This window comes from Ornithinibacillus gellani, from assembly GCF_003730295.1.
GTDB lineage: Bacteria > Bacillota > Bacilli > Bacillales > Amphibacillaceae > Ornithinibacillus_A > Ornithinibacillus_A gellani.
Map to the genome: position 1 here is coordinate 14,573 of NZ_QTSZ01000013.1, position 17,244 is coordinate 31,816.

28 protein-coding genes are annotated in these 17,244 nt (G+C 41.5%); all 28 read right to left on the minus strand.

Going from position 1 to position 17,244, the window contains the following annotated elements; all coding sequences use genetic code 11:
• Positions 1-2: 2 nt before the first annotated feature.
• Complete coding sequence (infA, locus tag DX933_RS03080) at positions 3-221, minus strand: translation initiation factor IF-1 (protein ID WP_123315018.1); 219 nt, start codon at positions 219-221, stop codon at positions 3-5.
• Positions 199-537, minus strand: a complete 339-nt coding sequence (locus DX933_RS03085) for a KOW domain-containing RNA-binding protein (protein WP_123315019.1) — start codon at positions 535-537, stop codon at positions 199-201. The genes infA and DX933_RS03085 overlap by 23 nt, the downstream gene beginning before the upstream one ends.
• A 165-nt stretch (positions 538-702) precedes the next feature.
• On the minus strand, positions 703-1,347 hold the full coding sequence (locus DX933_RS03090; protein ID WP_123315020.1) for an adenylate kinase: 645 nt from the start codon (positions 1,345-1,347) through the stop codon (positions 703-705).
• A gap of 34 nt (positions 1,348-1,381) precedes the next feature.
• A complete protein-coding gene (secY, locus tag DX933_RS03095) occupies positions 1,382-2,674 on the minus strand; it encodes a preprotein translocase subunit SecY (RefSeq protein ID WP_123315021.1) in 1,293 nt (430 codons plus the stop codon).
• Complete coding sequence (gene rplO / locus DX933_RS03100) at positions 2,674-3,114, minus strand: 50S ribosomal protein L15 (protein ID WP_123315022.1); 441 nt, start codon at positions 3,112-3,114, stop codon at positions 2,674-2,676. Before rplO ends, secY begins: the two co-directional genes overlap by 1 nt.
• A gap of 31 nt (positions 3,115-3,145) precedes the next feature.
• A complete protein-coding gene (gene rpmD, locus DX933_RS03105; RefSeq protein ID WP_123315023.1) occupies positions 3,146-3,328 on the minus strand; it encodes a 50S ribosomal protein L30 in 183 nt (60 codons plus the stop codon).
• A 13-nt stretch (positions 3,329-3,341) separates the two neighbouring features.
• A complete protein-coding gene (gene rpsE / locus DX933_RS03110) occupies positions 3,342-3,845 on the minus strand; it encodes a 30S ribosomal protein S5 (RefSeq protein ID WP_123315024.1) in 504 nt (167 codons plus the stop codon).
• Between the two features lie 19 nt (positions 3,846-3,864).
• On the minus strand, positions 3,865-4,227 hold the full coding sequence (gene rplR / locus DX933_RS03115) for a 50S ribosomal protein L18 (RefSeq protein WP_123315025.1): 363 nt from the start codon (positions 4,225-4,227) through the stop codon (positions 3,865-3,867).
• Between the two features lie 32 nt (positions 4,228-4,259).
• Positions 4,260-4,796: a 50S ribosomal protein L6 gene (gene rplF / locus DX933_RS03120; RefSeq protein WP_123315026.1), complete on the minus strand. Its 537-nt coding sequence runs from the start codon at positions 4,794-4,796 to the stop codon at positions 4,260-4,262.
• 30 nt (positions 4,797-4,826) lie between these two features.
• Positions 4,827-5,225, minus strand: a complete 399-nt coding sequence (gene rpsH, locus DX933_RS03125) for a 30S ribosomal protein S8 (RefSeq protein WP_123315027.1) — start codon at positions 5,223-5,225, stop codon at positions 4,827-4,829.
• A 29-nt stretch (positions 5,226-5,254) separates the two neighbouring features.
• On the minus strand, positions 5,255-5,440 hold the full coding sequence (locus DX933_RS03130) for a type Z 30S ribosomal protein S14 (RefSeq protein WP_077324032.1): 186 nt from the start codon (positions 5,438-5,440) through the stop codon (positions 5,255-5,257).
• Positions 5,441-5,609: 169 nt separating this feature from the next.
• Positions 5,610-6,149 (minus strand): 50S ribosomal protein L5, encoded by a 540-nt coding sequence (gene rplE, locus DX933_RS03135; RefSeq protein ID WP_123315028.1) that lies wholly within the window; start codon positions 6,147-6,149, stop codon positions 5,610-5,612.
• 26 nt (positions 6,150-6,175) lie between these two features.
• Complete coding sequence (gene rplX, locus DX933_RS03140) at positions 6,176-6,487, minus strand: 50S ribosomal protein L24 (protein WP_123315029.1); 312 nt, start codon at positions 6,485-6,487, stop codon at positions 6,176-6,178.
• Positions 6,488-6,521: 34 nt separating this feature from the next.
• On the minus strand, positions 6,522-6,890 hold the full coding sequence (gene rplN, locus DX933_RS03145; protein ID WP_123315030.1) for a 50S ribosomal protein L14: 369 nt from the start codon (positions 6,888-6,890) through the stop codon (positions 6,522-6,524).
• Positions 6,891-6,933: 43 nt separating this feature from the next.
• Positions 6,934-7,197 (minus strand): 30S ribosomal protein S17, encoded by a 264-nt coding sequence (gene rpsQ / locus DX933_RS03150; RefSeq protein WP_123315031.1) that lies wholly within the window; start codon positions 7,195-7,197, stop codon positions 6,934-6,936.
• Positions 7,198-7,221: 24 nt separating this feature from the next.
• A complete protein-coding gene (gene rpmC / locus DX933_RS03155; RefSeq protein WP_123315032.1) occupies positions 7,222-7,422 on the minus strand; it encodes a 50S ribosomal protein L29 in 201 nt (66 codons plus the stop codon).
• Positions 7,412-7,846: a 50S ribosomal protein L16 gene (rplP, locus tag DX933_RS03160; RefSeq protein WP_123315033.1), complete on the minus strand. Its 435-nt coding sequence runs from the start codon at positions 7,844-7,846 to the stop codon at positions 7,412-7,414. Before rplP ends, rpmC begins: the two co-directional genes overlap by 11 nt.
• Positions 7,847-7,864: 18 nt before the next feature.
• Positions 7,865-8,506 (minus strand): 30S ribosomal protein S3, encoded by a 642-nt coding sequence (gene rpsC / locus DX933_RS03165; RefSeq protein WP_123315034.1) that lies wholly within the window; start codon positions 8,504-8,506, stop codon positions 7,865-7,867.
• A 3-nt stretch (positions 8,507-8,509) separates the two neighbouring features.
• Positions 8,510-8,851 (minus strand): 50S ribosomal protein L22, encoded by a 342-nt coding sequence (gene rplV, locus DX933_RS03170; protein WP_123315035.1) that lies wholly within the window; start codon positions 8,849-8,851, stop codon positions 8,510-8,512.
• 18 nt (positions 8,852-8,869) lie between these two features.
• A complete protein-coding gene (rpsS, locus tag DX933_RS03175) occupies positions 8,870-9,148 on the minus strand; it encodes a 30S ribosomal protein S19 (protein ID WP_123315036.1) in 279 nt (92 codons plus the stop codon).
• A gap of 57 nt (positions 9,149-9,205) precedes the next feature.
• Positions 9,206-10,036, minus strand: a complete 831-nt coding sequence (gene rplB, locus DX933_RS03180; RefSeq protein WP_123315037.1) for a 50S ribosomal protein L2 — start codon at positions 10,034-10,036, stop codon at positions 9,206-9,208.
• 30 nt (positions 10,037-10,066) lie between these two features.
• Positions 10,067-10,354 (minus strand): 50S ribosomal protein L23, encoded by a 288-nt coding sequence (gene rplW / locus DX933_RS03185; RefSeq protein WP_123315038.1) that lies wholly within the window; start codon positions 10,352-10,354, stop codon positions 10,067-10,069.
• Positions 10,354-10,977 carry a 50S ribosomal protein L4 gene (rplD, locus tag DX933_RS03190; RefSeq protein ID WP_123315039.1) on the minus strand — a complete coding sequence of 208 codons (624 nt, stop codon included), beginning with the start codon at positions 10,975-10,977 and terminating at the stop codon, positions 10,354-10,356. Before rplD ends, rplW begins: the two co-directional genes overlap by 1 nt.
• 26 nt (positions 10,978-11,003) lie before the next feature.
• The gene (rplC, locus tag DX933_RS03195; RefSeq protein WP_123315040.1) at positions 11,004-11,633 is read right to left on the minus strand and encodes a 50S ribosomal protein L3; all 630 of its coding nucleotides are present in this window, start codon (positions 11,631-11,633) and stop codon (positions 11,004-11,006) included.
• 34 nt (positions 11,634-11,667) lie between these two features.
• On the minus strand, positions 11,668-11,976 hold the full coding sequence (rpsJ, locus tag DX933_RS03200; RefSeq protein WP_123315041.1) for a 30S ribosomal protein S10: 309 nt from the start codon (positions 11,974-11,976) through the stop codon (positions 11,668-11,670).
• A gap of 419 nt (positions 11,977-12,395) precedes the next feature.
• Positions 12,396-13,421: a DUF1646 family protein gene (locus DX933_RS03205; RefSeq protein WP_123315042.1), complete on the minus strand. Its 1,026-nt coding sequence runs from the start codon at positions 13,419-13,421 to the stop codon at positions 12,396-12,398.
• Positions 13,422-13,850: 429 nt separating this feature from the next.
• The gene (gene tuf, locus DX933_RS03210; RefSeq protein ID WP_123315043.1) at positions 13,851-15,041 is read right to left on the minus strand and encodes an elongation factor Tu; all 1,191 of its coding nucleotides are present in this window, start codon (positions 15,039-15,041) and stop codon (positions 13,851-13,853) included.
• A 120-nt stretch (positions 15,042-15,161) separates the two neighbouring features.
• On the minus strand, positions 15,162-17,240 hold the full coding sequence (gene fusA / locus DX933_RS03215) for an elongation factor G (RefSeq protein ID WP_123315044.1): 2,079 nt from the start codon (positions 17,238-17,240) through the stop codon (positions 15,162-15,164).
• Positions 17,241-17,244 lie beyond the last annotated feature (4 nt).

Consider the following 17,244-nt stretch of genomic DNA (forward strand, 5'->3'; position numbering starts at 1 on the left):
GCTTATTTATAACGATATGTGATTCTTCCCCGTGTTAAATCATATGGGGAAAGCTCTACCGTTACTTTGTCACCCGGTAAAATGCGGATAAAGTGCATACGAATTTTACCAGATACATGTGCTAAGACCGTATGGCCATTTTCAAGCTCTACATTAAACATTGCGTTAGGCAATGTTTCTGTTACGGTACCTTCAACTTCAATTACATCTTCTTTCGCCATCGTGTGGATCTCCCTTCTTTAAATCATCAGTCACAACCTCATCAACAAATTTAGCTATAGCAAATCGTAATTTACCATTTGTGACACGACCAGTTTTTAGAAGGCTGTCTTGGACTTCTGGGGAAATGTAATCCATGATTTCCATATGGTTAAGATTCTTTTTCTTCGGTCGATCATATTTTCGTTTTTCCCCGTCCGCTAACAAAACATAACGTTCATCAACTATTTTCAAAATGATGGCGTATTGTCCTGCTTCACGTCCTTGTTTAATACGAACAACTTGACCTATTCGCGGAATGGAATCCTCTTCGCTCAACAACGATCACCTTCACTTAGGCTATAATTTGCATGCCTTCTTAAAAGGCTACTTGTTTTCACAGCTTTGTTTGTGTCACACCATACTGTAAACACTACGACATTCATTATAACTTTTTATTCATGGAAATGCATCTAATCCATGCTGGACATACATTTGCAATGCTTAATTTTCAATTTTGGATTGAATATCTTTAAACACTACGTCAATGTCCTTGTTCCCATCGACCGTAACGAGATATCCTTTGTTCTGGTAAAAATCAAGCAGCGGCTGACTTTGTTCGATATTAACAGCTAAACGATTTTTAACGGTTTCTGCTGTATCGTCATCTCGCTGGATTAGCTTGGAGCCATCGCGATCGCAAATTCCTTCTTGCTTCGGTGGGTTATACATGACATGGTAGGTTGCTCCACAAGTTGGACACACACGGCGTCCTGTCAAGCGATCCACCAAAACATTTTCCGGAACATCGACATGAATGACATGGTCAATGGAAGTGCCCAGCTCAGATAACAATTCATCTAATGCTTCAGCCTGGGCAATCGTCCGTGGAAATCCATCTAATAGAAATCCTTGCTTGCAATCGTCCTTGCTCAGTCTTTCCTTAACAATTCCGATTGTGACCTCGTCAGGAACAAGTGCACCTTGATCCATGAATTCCTTCGCTTTTTTTCCAAGCGGTGTTCCCTCTTTAATTGCCAACCGGAACATGTCTCCAGTTGAAATATGAGGGATGTTATATTCTTCATTAATCTTCTCTGCCTGCGTGCCTTTGCCAGCACCAGGTAGACCCATCAAAATTAAATTCAAGCCATTCCCCTCGCTCTCATTGGCAGCAGGTGTCTTACTTGATAAAACCTTTATAGTGTCGCTTCACTAGCTGGCTTTCAAGCTGCTTCATTGTCTGTAATGCTACCCCTACAACAATCAACAGGCTTGTGCCGCCGATTTGTACTGCTTGTGGTAGATCTGCAAGTTTCCCTAAAACAATCGGAAGTACAGACACAGCTGCTAGGAAGATCGAGCCAACAAATGTCAATCGATACATGACACGTGTTAAGTAAGTTTCTGTATTCTTTCCAGGACGAATTCCCGGAATGTAGCCACCTTGTTTTTGTAAATTTTCAGCCATCTGTTCCGGGTTAACCTGAACAAATGTATAGAAATACGTAAATGCAATAATGAGCGCTACATAAATGACCATACCAATTGGTTGTGTATAGTCAAAAATCATTTCAATTGTTGATGCAACGCTATTCCCTTCGAAGAATCCAGCAACTGTACGCGGTGCAACAATAAATGCAATCGCGAAGATGACCGGAATAACTCCTGCTGCGTTTACTTTTAATGGTAAATGCGTGGAATGCCCACCAACTGGAGAACGATTCACTAATTTTTTTGCATATTGAACTGGAATTTTACGCAATGCTTGTTGAATGAAGATAACACCAACAGTTACTGCGATAACTACCAATACAATCAATGCGACAATAACAATGTTCAAGAACAGTGCATCACCTGGGTTATCAAAATAAGTGACGTACAGCTGCTTGACACCATTTGGAATTGCTGCAACGATACCTGCAAAAATTAAAATGGAAATTCCGTTTCCAACTCCATTTGCAGTGATCTGTTCACCCAACCACATTAAAAATGTTGTTCCACTCGTTAACACAATTGCTATTACAAGAAACTTCGTAAAGCTTGGATTCGCAATAAGTTGACCACCAGCCATGGCGTTAAAACCAATGGACATGGCAATTGCTTGAACAAATGCGAGTACAACTGTACCATAACGGGTTACTTGGGCTAGCTTTTTACGGCCCATTTCTCCCTGCTTCTTCCACTCAGCAAACTTTGGCACAACATCCATCTGCAATAGCTGCATGATAATAGATGCTGTAATGTAAGGCATAATTCCCATCGCAAAGATAGAGAAGTTCTGTAATGCCCCACCACCAAATGTATTTAAAAAGCCAAAAACATTTTGTTGGTTCATAAAGTCAATTGCTTGTTTATCAGTGAACGGCACTGGAATAAATGTGCCTAGACGGAATACAATCAGCATCAACAGCGTGAAAATAATCTTCCGTCTAATATCACCTACGCGCATAAAATTGGAGATTGTACGGAACATTAAATCACCTCAGCTTTACCGCCTGCTGCTTCAATTGCTTCCTTTGCAGAAGCAGAAAATTTATGAGCTTTTACGGTATATTTATTTTCGATAGAACCATTACCAAGTACTTTAATACCTGCTTTTTGGTTGCTTACGACACCTGTTTCAAGTAATAGCTCTGGGGTGATTTCTGTGCCGTCTTCAAATTGATTTAATTTATCCAGATTTACAACAGCATATTCTTTACGGTTAATATTCGTAAATCCACGTTTTGGTAAACGTTGGAATAGAGGTGTTTGACCCCCTTCAAATCCTGGACGAGTACCGCCGCCTGAGCGTGCTTTTTGTCCTTTATGTCCACGGCCTGAAGTTTTTCCGTTACCAGATGATGTTCCACGTCCGACACGATTACGTGACTTACGGCTACCTTCCGCTGATTTCAACTCATGAAGTTTCATGCGAGCACCTCCTCTTTACGCTAATGTGTATTTAAACTTCCTCTACCGATACTAGGTGAGATACTTTATTGATCATACCGCGAACAACTGGTGTATCCTCACATACTACGGTTTGACGGATTTTTTTAAGTCCCAGTGCTTGAACAGTTTTGCGTTGACCATCTTTAGAGCCAATAACACTGCGCTTGAGGGTGATTTCTAATTTTTTAGACATAGTATATCCCTCCTTATCCTAACAGTTCTTCTACAGATTTGCCTCGTAGCTTAGCTACCTCTTCAGCACGCTTTAGATTTGTCAGACCGTTCAATGTAGCACGAATCATATTGATTGGTGTGTTGGATCCTAGTGATTTTGTAAGGATGTCACCTACACCAGCAAGCTCTAATACCGCACGAACCGGACCACCGGAGATAACTCCAGTACCTTCTGCAGCTGGCTTCATCAATACGTTGCCTGAGCCAAAGCGACCATGAATTTCATGTGGAATAGTAGTTCCAACAATCGGCACTTCGATCATATTTTTCTTTGCATCATCAATTGCTTTTTTAATTGCTTCCGGTACTTCTAGAGCTTTACCTGTTCCAAAGCCTACATGACCGTTTTTATCACCTACAACAACCAAAGCAGCAAAGCGGAAACGACGTCCACCTTTTACAACTTTAGCTACGCGGTTAACTGTTACAACACGTTCTTCTAGTTCTAATTTATTCGCATCAATGTTGGTATTCATTATGTCCCTCCTTTATCGATTAAAATTCAAGACCTGCTTCACGGGCTGCATCTGCCAATGCTTTCACACGTCCATGATAAATGTAGCCTCCACGATCAAATACGATTGATTTATAGCCTTTGTCTGCTGCACGCTTAGCGATCAATTCTCCGACCTGCTTCGCAGCTTCAACTGTACCAGTAGACTCAACTGACAAATCTTTATCCTGTGTGGATGCGCTCGCCAATGTAACACCATTTGTGTCATCAATTAGCTGTGCATAAATGTGTTTATTGGAACGAAACACGTTTAGACGAGGACGCTCTTGTGTTCCGAAAAGGTTTTTACGTACACGTGCATGTCTTCTCTTACGTGCAATATTTCTGTCAGGCTTTGTGATCATCTAGGTCACTCCTTTCTGCTCCCTAACGAATCTTATTTAGCAGTCTTACCTTCCTTGCGGCGTACATATTCGTTTGCATAACGGATACCTTTACCTTTATATGGCTCTGGGGATCTGATAGCACGAATGTTGGCAGCAATTGCACCAACTGCTTCTTTATCGATACCTTTTACAATAATTTGTGTGTTTTTTGGAACTTCAATTTCGATGCCTTTATCTGGATCGATTTCAACCGGATGTGAATATCCTGCATTAACTACAAGTTTATTTCCCTGTTTTTGTGCACGATAACCAACACCGATAATTTCTAGATGTTTTTCAAAGCCCTTGTGAACTCCTTCAACCATGTTGGCGATCAGGCTGCGAGTTGTTCCATGTAGGGAACGATGCTCTTTCTGTTCACTTGGACGTTCAATTGTGACTTCATTATCTTTAACAGCAACCTTCATGTCATGATGAAGTGTTCTGGATAATTCACCTTTAGGTCCTTTAACGGTAACTTTGTTGCCGTCAAGCTTTACTTCCACACCTTCTGGAATTTGTATTGGTTTAAGTCCGATACGAGACATTACATGCACCTCCTCATCAAAAAATGTTAATTACCATACGTATGCAAGTACTTCGCCGCCAACAGCCTGAGAACGTGCTTCTTTGTCAGAAAGCAATCCTTTGGATGTTGAAACAATTGCGATACCTAGACCGTTCAATACGCGAGGCACCTCATCTGCTTTTGCATAGACGCGAAGTCCAGGCTTACTAATACGTTTAATTCCTGTGATTACTTTTTCGCTGTTCGCACCGTATTTTAGGAAAATACGCAGAACACCTTGCTTGTTATCTTGAATGAATTCATAATCACGAACAAAACCTTCACGTTTTAGAATATCAGCAATATCCTGTTTAATTTTGGATGCTGGAAGCTCCAGCTTTTCATGTTTAACCATGTTGGCATTGCGGATACGAGTTAGCATATCTGCGATAGGATCAGTCATAACCATTCATAATTACCTCCTTCCCAAATCGGGGTTTACCAGCTTGCTTTTTTGACACCAGGAATTTGACCTTTATAGGCAAGTTCACGGAAACAAATACGGCATAGTTTAAATTTACGAATTACGGAATGCGGGCGTCCACAGCGTTCACAACGTGTATATTCACGTACTTTGAATTTTTGTGGGCGTTTTTGCTTCGCAATCATTGATTTTTTAGCCACAATTTACCCTCCTTGTATTAGCTCTTGTACTACGTTCAATGTCCATCAGATGATGTCGCATGTTTGAAGCAGCGAGCTCAAGTGGATCCAATCCGGATACATAGACCAGGCTGATCCAAAACAATATCGTCCATCATGAGATGGGCGGTCTTGAACTACCCCTCCGAGCTTATTTCTGGAAAGGCATGCCTAGTTGAGCCAACAGTTCGCGTGCTTCTTCGTCTGTGTTGGATGTTGTTACAATAACAATGTCCATACCGCGAATTTTACTTACTTTATCATAATTAATTTCCGGGAAAATCAATTGTTCTTTCACGCCCAATGTGTAGTTTCCACGGCCGTCAAATGCTTTTTTGGAAATCCCACGGAAGTCGCGAACACGTGGAAGTGAAACTGCAATCAGCTTTTGCAAAAACTCATACATGCGCTCTCCACGCAAGGTAACTTTTGCACCAATTGGCATTCCTTCACGTAGACGGAATCCAGCAATGGACTTCTTCGCACGAGTAACAACTGGCTTTTGTCCAGAAATTAATGATAGTTCTTCTACAGCACTATCCAATGCTTTCGAGTTTTGTACAGCGTCACCAACACCCATGTTGATTACGATTTTCTCGATTGCAGGAGCCTGCATAACAGATTTATATTCGAATTTTTCCATCAGAGATGGTAGAACTTCTTCTTGATATTTTTGTTTTAGTTGATTCATCATGTCGCCCTCCTTTCGTCGCTAAATTATTTATCTAGAGCTTCACCGGATTTTTTAGCGATACGGACTTTCTTTCCATCACGTACTTCATATCCAACACGGGTTGGTTCACCGGTTTTAGGGTCAATCGGCATTACATTGGAAACATGTACTGGTGCCTCTTGAGTTAGGATTCCACCTTGTGGGTTATCCTGAGAAGGCTTCGCGTGTTTTTTAATCATGTTTACACCTTCGACTAAAACGCGGTCTTTCTTTGGATATGCTTCTAAAATAGTCCCTTGCTTACCACGGTCTTTTCCGGAAATTACTTTGACTTTATCACCTTTTTTTACATGCATGCTTGACGCACCTCCTTACAAGGCTTTTCATTACTTACAATACTTCTGGTGCTAGTGAAACAATTTTCATAAATTTAGCGTCACGCAATTCTCTAGCAACTGGTCCAAAGATACGAGTACCTCTTGGACTTTTGTCGTCACGAATAATTACGGCAGCATTTTCATCAAAACGAATATATGAACCATCTTTACGACGAACACCAGTCTTGGAGCGAACGATGACAGCTTTTACTACTTCACCTTTTTTGACAACGCCACCGGGTGTTGCTTGTTTTACTGAGCAGACGATTACATCACCAATATTAGCAGTTTTACGTCCAGATCCACCCAGCACTTTAATGGTTAGCACTTCACGTGCGCCTGAGTTATCTGCGACCTTTAAACGACTTTCTTGTTGAATCATACGCTTGAGACCTCCCTTCGGATACCTTCCGAGCGAACTTTAATTATATAATTACTGCTTCTTCCACAACTTCTACAAGGCGGAAACGCTTCGTAGCTGAGAGTGGACGAGTTTCCATGATGCGAACAACGTCACCGATTTTCGCTTGGTTATTTTCATCATGAGTCTTGAACTTTTTAGAGTATTTTACACGCTTGCCATAAAGCTTGTGGAATTTGTATGTTTCAACCAATACAGTGATGGTTTTGTCCATTTTATCCGAAACAACACGGCCTGTGTATACTTTACGATTATTTCGTTCAGTCATTTGAGGCTAGCCTCCTCTCGGTTTCTAGTTATTTACGCTTTTTTCACGTTGACGTACAACAGTTTTCATACGGGCAATGGATTTTTTCACTTCACGAATGCGTGCGGTGTTTTCCAATTGGCCAGTTGCTAGCTGGAAGCGCAAATTAAATAGTTCTTCTTTAAGTGTTTTTGCTTTTTGTTCAATTTCGGCAGTGGTTAGTTCTCTGATTTCATTAGCCTTCATTGATTTCACCACCAATTTCTTCACGTTTTACGAATTTAGTTTTGATCGGTAGTTTATGAGAAGCAAGACGCAGCGCTTCACGTGCAACCTCTTCTGATACTCCAGCGATTTCAAACATAATCTTTCCAGGTTTAACTACTGCAACCCATCCTTCAGGAGCACCTTTACCGGAACCCATTCGAACTTCAAGGGGTTTTGCAGTATATGGCTTATCAGGGAAGATTTTAATCCACACCTTACCGCCACGTTTCATATAACGAGTCATTGCAATACGAGCAGCTTCAATCTGACGACTCGTAATCCAAGTTGCTTCTGTTGCTTGTAGGCCGTATTCGCCAAATGCAACAGTTGTGCCGCCTTTCGCTTGCCCTTTCATGCGTCCTCTATGTTGTCTACGATATTTAACACGTTTAGGCATTAACATAATGCGTTGCCCCCTTCCTTATTTTTTAGGTTTAGCTGGAAGGACTTCTCCACGGTAGATCCACACTTTAACGCCCAATTTTCCGTAGGTTGTATCTGCTTCTGCTGTACCATAGTCGATATCAGCACGCAATGTGTGTAGTGGTACTGTTCCTTCACTATAATGTTCCGCGCGAGCGATGTCTGCTCCGCCTAGACGTCCGGAAACCTGTGTCTTAATTCCTTTTGCTCCTCCACGCATAGCACGTTGAATAGCTTGCTTTTGAGCACGACGGAATGAAATACGGTTTTCCAATTGACGTGCGATGTTGTCAGCAACCAATTTTGCATTGACATCGACTTTCTTAATTTCAACGATATTGATATGAACTCGCTTGCCAGTCAAGCTGTTCAATGATTTACGTAATGCTTCAACTTCAGATCCGCCTTTACCAATTACCATTCCTGGCTTACCAGTATGAACAGTAATGTTTACACGGTTTGCTGCACGTTCGATTTCGATAGAAGAAACAGCAGCTGTGCTCAAGCGGTTCTCAAGATATTCTCTAATTTTGATATCTTCATGCAGCAAGTCTGCATAGTCTTTGTCAGCATACCACTTGGATTCCCAATCCTTAATGATACCGACACGAAGACCGGTTGGATTTACTTTTTGACCCACTGACTATCCCTCCTTCTTTTCTGTTACAACAACTGTAATATGGCTCGTGCGTTTGTTTATTTTACTTGCGCTTCCTTGTGCACGTGGACGGAAACGTTTTAATGTAGCACCTTCATTTACAAATGCTTCGGAAACAACTAGATTATCCGTGTCCATTTCGTAGTTATGCTCTGCATTTGCAATAGCGGAATTTAGAACTTTTTCTACGACTGGAGAAGCACTGCGTTGTGTGTTGCGCAGAATAGCAACTGCTTCGCCAACATTTTTTCCTCGAATTAAATCAATTACAAGACGGACTTTACGAGGAGCAATACGAACTGATTTCGCAACGGCTTTAGCTTGCATTTGGAGTGCCTCCTCTCATTAGCGTTTTGTTTTCTTATCATCGCCGGCATGACCCTTAAACGTACGGGTTGGGGCGAATTCACCTAGTTTATGACCTACCATATCTTCGGTGATATATACTGGAACGTGTTTACGTCCATCATGAACTGCAATTGTGTGTCCTACAAACGTTGGAAAAATAGTTGAACGGCGTGACCAAGTTTTAACAACTCTCTTCTTGTCAGACTCATTCAAGCTATCAACCTTCTTCAATAGATGTTCATCTGCAAAAGGTCCCTTTTTTAAGCTACGACCCATGGATAAACCTCCCTTCGCAATTGAGAGACGGGGCTTGATGCCCGCCCTAAATTCTTATTATCTCTTACGTTCACGTACGATATATTGATTGGATGGTTTATTGCGCTTGCGTGTTTTGTAACCAAGAGTTGGTTTGCCCCATGGTGACATTGGAGACTTACGTCCGATTGGAGAACGTCCTTCCCCTCCACCGTGTGGGTGATCGATTGGGTTCATAGCAGAACCACGAACTGCCGGGCGCTTACCTAACCAGCGTGAGCGACCTGCTTTACCAACGCGTACAAGCTCATGTTCAATGTTTCCAACTTGACCAACTGTTGCACGGCAAGTAGTTAGAATCAAGCGAACTTCACCTGATGCAAGGCGTACAAGTGTATATTTTCCTTCACGTCCTAGAATTTGTGCTTCAGCACCAGCAGAACGAGCAAGCTGTCCACCGTTACCAGGCTTCAATTCTACGTTATGAATAATTGTACCAACTGGAATATTTCCTAGTGGCAATGCATTTCCAAGCTTGATGTCAGCTTCTGTACCAGATTCGATCATTTGACCAACCTGCAAGCCTTTTGGAGCTAGGATATAACGTTTTTCACCATCAACATAATGAATTAATGCAATATTTGCAGAGCGGTTTGGATCGTATTCGATAGTTGCAACACGTCCTGGTACTGCGTCCTTATCGCGCTTAAAGTCGATAATACGGTACTGGCGCTTATGGCCACCGCCTTGATGACGAGTAGTGATTCTCCCTTGGTTGTTACGACCTCCGCGGCTATGCAAAGGGCTTAATAGGGATTTTTCTGGTTTGTCTGTTGTGATTTCTGCATAATCTAGTACAGACATATTACGACGACCATTTGAAGTAGGTCTGAATTTTTTAATCGCCATCTTTTTTCCCTCCTTCACTTACGATTTTTCTTAGCCTTCAAAGAAGTCCAGGTCTTTGCTGTCTTCTGAAAGCTGTACGATTGCTTTCTTGCGATCGGATCTATATCCGCCATAACGGCCCATCCGCTTAAATTTACCTTTAAGGTTCATTGTGTTTACTTTTTCGACCTTCACACCGAAGATGACTTCAACAGCATCTTTAATCTCTGTTTTATTCGCTTTCGGGTTTACTTCGAAAGTATATTTCTTTTCTGCCATCAAATCAGCAGAGTTCTCTGTAATGACAGGGCGCTTAATAACATCACGTGCATCTTTCATTATGAAAGCACCTCCCCTGCTTTTTCAGCTGCCTCTTTCGTAAGGATCAGCTTGTCATGCGACATCAAATCCAAAACATTGACTTGGTCGACAGTGATTACTTTAACTGCCTTTAGATTGTTAGCAGATCGTGCAACATTTTCGTTATGATCTGTTGTTACAACCAATACTTTTTCATCAACGTTCAAGCTTGCAAGCATGTTAACAAAGTCCTTTGTTTTAGGCGCATCAAATGCCAGTCCTTCCAATACAACCAGGTTTTCTTCTTTTACCTTGGATGAAAGTGCTGATTTAAGCGCTAAACGACGTACTTTCTTAGGTAGCTTGTAGCTGTAGCTGCGTGGAGTCGGTCCAAAGACAACGCCACCACCTACCCATTGTGGTGAACGAATGGAACCTTGACGCGCACGTCCTGTTCCTTTTTGACGCCACGGCTTACGTCCGCCGCCACGTACTTCAGAACGATTTTTTACTGCATGTGTACCTTGGCGTAGAGACGCTTGTTGCATCACTACTGCTTCGTGCAGCACATGAATGTTTGGCTCAATGCCGAATACGGAATCATTCAATTCCAATTCTCCAGCCTGTGAACCGTCTTGTTTAAATAATGTTACCTTAGGCATGACATATCCTCCTTTCGTGTCAATAATCAGTTAGCCTTTATAGCAGTACTAACTTTCACGACTGATTTTTTTGGTCCGGGAACATTCCCTTTAACGAGCAACAGGTTACGTTCTGCATCCACATTAACAATTTCCAGGTTCTGGATTGTTACTGTTTCAGAGCCCATATGTCCTGCGAGTTTTTTACCTTTGAAAACACGACTTCCGTCAACAGAACCCATTGAACCAGGTCCGCGATGATAGCGTGAACCGTGTGTCATTGGTCCGCGAGATTGGTTATGACGCTTAATTGCGCCTTGGAAACCTTTCCCTTTGGATGTTCCTGTTACATCAACCTTGTCTCCTGCTTGAAATATTTCAACGCTCAATTCTTGACCTACTTCATACTCATCAAGATTAGCGTTACGGATTTCACGAACGTAGCGCTTAGGGGCTGTGTTTGCTTTTTCAGCATGACCTTTTTCCGCTTTGTTTGAACGTGATTCCTTTACATCTGCAAAACCGATTTGTAGTGCTTCATAACCATCATTTTCTAATGTTCTTTTTTGTAGAACTACGTTTGGCTCAGCCTGGATAACCGTTACTGGGATTAGCTCACCGTCTTCGGAAAAAAGCTGAGTCATGCCGATTTTACGACCTAAGATTCCTTTCGCCATCCGTTACACCTCCTATAGTAAAAAAGATAATTTTTTATAATTTGATTTCAATGTCAACACCAGATGGCAAGTCAAGACGCATTAACGAATCAACTGTTTGTGGCGTTGGATTGACGATATCGATTAAACGCTTATGTGTGCGCATTTCGAATTGTTCACGTGAATCTTTGTATTTGTGCACCGCACGCAATACTGTGTAAACAACTTTTTCTGTAGGTAGTGGAATCGGACCAGATACAGCAGCACCTGAACGTTTCGCAGTCTCTACAATTTTCTCGGATGATTGATCCAAGATACGGTGATCATAAGCTTTCAAACGAATTCTAATCTTTTCTTTTGCCATTATTTTCCCTCCTTTTCGCCCATATCATTATAGACATACTCCGTGAAAATTTCTTGGCAGCCAGCCATGGCAAAGGGGCCGGGTGTGCCAACAACCTCTCACTTCATCGCCTTCGAGTGACCAACATTCTTATTATATAGAATGTCTATGGTCAATGCAACCTTTTTTTAATCCATTCATTCGTTGCACATCAATGTATTATACATACTTTTTTCAATGATTGCAAGGGTTGTAGTGAACTTTTTTTATGGGAAATATGTAGCGTTGTATATTAAACTTTTATCTAGCTATTTAAATATAAAAATCAACCTTTTTCACAAAAGGAGTAACTTCTTCCTATAAAAATAACTTGGCTCCAGCCTGCCTTTTATAAGCATACTGGAGCCGTATTTTTTATATTGTATTTTTTTCTTCCTATATTATATTACAAAAATGACGACAACGAAATATATTCCCATCGCAATCAAGCCAATAGGAAATGCAAACTTAGCATATTCCCAGCTTGTAATTTTTAATTTTCCTGCTGCGATGATATTCGGAATATTTCCAGGGATCAACATACCGCCACTGACCAGCAAGCCTAGAAGCAAAGCTTTAATCGTACCTTCTGCCATTGCTGGGCTAACCTCAGCTGCAGCAAGGGTTGCATTATCAAGTACAGCTGAAATCATATTGATCCAATATAAAATCAGTGGATTGAGATCCAGTAAGAAACGTTCGATGAATGGCTGAAATCCAGCACCTAAAAAGGTCAATGCCATGACGAATAAATATATCTTGATGCTTCGCATTACGATTTCCATATAGGATTCTGTTTCCGTTTTTCTTTCTGTTTTATCCGTCTCTTGTTGTTGTTGCTTACGTGGACGAATAAACAAGGCAGATAACACACCGAATACGATGACTCCAGGTATGACATAAATACCCACTAACTTTAATAGATAGAGAAAGCTTTCATTTAGGCTGCCAACCACAATTGTGGACAATGGCTCACCTATTGGTGTCAGCACCGCACCAAGTCCAATAGCATAACAAGCAAGGATGATTAAACGTATTTCCGACTTCCGATCCAGTTGCAGCACGCTAACTATTGCCACCAAAATAACAGCTGCAACAATAGCTGTAATGATACTGGATAATAGACCAAGCACAATGACCATTAATGCAATAAATAAACGATATGGCATGGCGTTCGAAATACCAATAATCCCTTTCTCAATCGGGGATTGAAACCATCTAAACAATAATCCTGCAACCAGAACCGCCAAGGTAATATTAATTGGATGGGTTAATGCTTCTATTAATAAATCACGGCTAAATACACCGCTGACAATGACAGACAGAACCCCCATGATAAATAGAAACACTTCCAAGTTTCGCTCTACTAGCTTCGTAAAAGGAAGCAATAGTACAAGCACTAGAATAATCGATAAACCAACAATCATTTACATTTCCCCTCTCTTTTTCCCACAAGCTTATACTGTTTAGAAAACTTGGCCGTCACCAAGCTTCTTGGTAGTCATATTAGCTGCACTTGTGTAGTAAAAAAAGTGTTTATTCTTTTTTTACTACCAAAATAGATGGGCAAAAAAACGCAAAAAGAGCCCATCTACCAAGGCATAGAAACCCCTTGGTGACAGACTCCTCCTAAAACAGCATTTATTTTATAACGTATTGGGTGTTAGTTTATCATACCTAATTCCAAATAGCAAACCATAATTATAGCTCTTTCAAGAAATCATCTATGTAGCATAAATAGGTTTTCCTTTGAAAATCATTCTGGCACTATATTTGTGAATGGATGATTTAAGTTGATCATTAAACAGAAAAAACAGGCAGCGTGCACACTGCCTGTTTTTTATCATTAAGTTCAATTATTTAGCGATAGATGATACTACGCCAGATCCTACTGTACGTCCACCCTCACGGATAGAGAAACGTGTACCTTCTTCGATAGCGATTGGTGAAATCAACTCAACGTCCATTTCAATGTTATCGCCAGGCATAACCATTTCAACGCCTTCTGGAAGTTGGATTACGCCTGTAACATCAGTTGTACGGAAGTAGAACTGCGGGCGGTAGTTAGCGAAGAATGGAGTATGACGTCCACCTTCTTCTTTAGATAGAACATAAACTTCAGCTTTGAAGTTTGTGTGTGGTGTAATTGTACCTGGCTTAGCAAGTACCTGACCACGAGCGATGTCTTCACGAGCTACACCACGAAGCAATGCACCAATGTTGTCACCAGCTTCAGCATAGTCAAGAAGCTTACGGAACATTTCTACACCTGTTACAGTTGTTTTAACAGCAGCTTCGTTTAAGCCAATGATTTCAACTTCTTCACCGACTTTAACTTGACCACGCTCAACACGACCTGTAGCAACAGTACCACGACCAGTAATTGAGAATACGTCCTCAACTGGCATCATGAATGGCTTGTCAGTGTCACGTTCTGGAGTTGGAACGTACTCATCAACAGCTTCCATCAATTCAATGATTTTAGCTTCGTAGTCTGCATCACCTTCAAGTGCTTTCAATGCAGAACCTTTTACAACTGGTACGTCATCACCAGGGAAATCATATTCAGTCAATAGGTCACGAACTTCCATTTCAACAAGCTCTAGAAGCTCTTCGTCGTCAACCATGTCAACTTTGTTCAAGAATACTACGATAGATGGTACACCAACGTTACGTGAAAGCAAGATGTGCTCACGAGTTTGTGGCATTGGACCATCAGCAGATGATACAACTAGAATAGCACCGTCCATTTGAGCAGCACCAGTGATCATGTTCTTAACGTAGTCAGCGTGACCTGGGCAGTCAACGTGTGCATAGTGACGGTTTGCAGTTTCATACTCAACGTGTGAAGTTGCAATTGTAATTCCACGTTCTTTCTCTTCTGGAGCACCGTCGATTTGATCGTATGCCATTGCTTCACCAGAACCATAATGCTTGTGCATTACAGTAGTGATAGCAGCAGTCAAAGTAGTTTTACCATGGTCAACGTGTCCAATTGTACCAATATTTACGTGCGCTTTGGAGCGGTCAAATTTCTCTTTACCCATTTATAGTTCCTCCTTTGAATAAATAAAAGATTATTTTTGTATTCACAGCCAAGATTCAACTAGGAAAGTTTTTTCTTAGCAGTCAATTAAAGTTATACTTGAGTTTGATGAAAAAATCAATTATTCACCAGCATTTTTTTGGATAATTTCTTCAGAAATGCTTTTTGGCACTTCTTCATAGTGATCAAAGAACATTGTGAATGTACCACGGCCTTGCGTGTTAGAACGCAGGGAGGTTGCATAACCAAACATTTCTGCTAGTGGTACAAATCCTCTTACTACCTGTGCATTACCGCGAGCTTCCATTCCTTCAACACGGCCACGGCGTGAAGTAACATCACCCATGATATCGCCCATGTATTCTTCAGGAATTGTGATTTCAACCTTCATCATAGGCTCAAGCAGAACTGGATTACATTTATCCTTTGCAGCTCTTAAAGCCATAGATCCGGCAATCTTAAATGCCATCTCGTTGGAGTCAACGTCGTGGTAGCTACCATCATATAGAGCAGCTTTCACGTCAATTAGTGGATAGCCGGCAAGTACACCGTTTTCCAATGCTTCACGAATTCCATTTTCAACAGAAGGAATGTATTCGCGTGGTACTACCCCACCAACAATTTTATTTTCAAATTCAAAGCCAGCGCCTTCTTCGTTTGGCTCAAATTTAACCCAAACGTGTCCGTACTGACCGCGTCCACCAGACTGACGAATGAACTTACCTTCTACCTCTGCAGAAGAACGGAAAGTTTCACGATATGCAACCTGTGGCGCACCAACGTTAGCTTCCACTTTAAATTCACGCTTCAGACGGTCAACAATTACATCCAGGTGAAGCTCACCCATACCAGAGATGATCGTTTGACCAGTCTCGGGATTCGTTTCTGCTGTAAAGGTTGGATCCTCTTCAGCAAGCTTACCCAATGCGATACCCATTTTATCCTGGTCTGCCTTTGTTTTCGGCTCAATAGCAACACCGATAACCGGCTCTGGGAATTCCATGGATTCCAAAATAACTGGGCTCTTTTCGTCACATAGTGTATCACCAGTAGACGTATCTTTCAAACCAACTGCCGCAGCGATATCTCCGCAGTGAATAACAGAGATCTCTTCACGAGAGTTAGCATGCATCTGTAGAATACGACCAATACGTTCGCGTTTGTTCTTCACAGAGTTTAGTACGTAAGAACCTGCGTTCAATGTACCAGAATATACACGGAAGAATGTAAGCTTACCAACATATGGGTCAGTCATTACTTTAAATGCAAGTGCAGCAAATGGTTCTTTATCATCTGCAACACGCTTTGTTTCTTCTTCCGTACCTGGAACAATACCTTCGATAGCTGCAACATCAGTTGGAGCTGGCAAGTATTCCAATACACCGTCAAGAAGTAACTGAACACCTTTGTTTTTAAATGCTGAACCACAGAATACAGGGTAAAGCTCTACATTTAGTGTAGCTTTACGAATTGCTTTTCTTAGTTCATCATTGGAGATCTCTTCTCCCTCAAGGTATTTCATCATTAGATCTTCATCCAATTCAGAAACAGCCTCAACCAATTCCGCACGAAGCTCTTCAGCTTTTTCACGGTATTCTTCAGGGATTTCACGTGCTTCATCACGTGTTCCAAGATCATCTAAATAAAAATGTGCTTCCATCTCGATTAAGTCAATAATTCCTTCAAAATTATCTTCCGCACCGATTGGCAGCTGCACCGGGCGTGCATTTGCACCTAAGCGTTCACGTAGTGTGTTTGTCGCATACAAGAAGTCCGCGCCAATTTTATCCATTTTATTAATGAATACAGCTCTTGGTACGCCATAGGTTGTTGCTTGACGCCATACTGTTTCGGTTTGTGGTTCAACACCTGATTGAGCATCAAGTACAGTTACCGCACCATCCAGTACGCGTAGAGAACGTTCAACTTCAACTGTGAAGTCTACGTGTCCAGGTGTATCAATAATGTTGATTCGATGGTTTTTCCACTGAGCGGTTGTAGCAGCAGACGTGATTGTAATTCCACGTTCTTGCTCCTGCTCCATCCAGTCCATCTGTGAAGCACCTTCATGTGTTTCACCAATTTTATGAATGCGTCCTGTGTAGAAAAGAATACGTTCCGTAGTAGTGGTTTTACCTGCATCAATGTGTGCCATAATACCAATGTTACGTGTCTTTTCCAAGGAGAACTCTCTAGCCATGTAT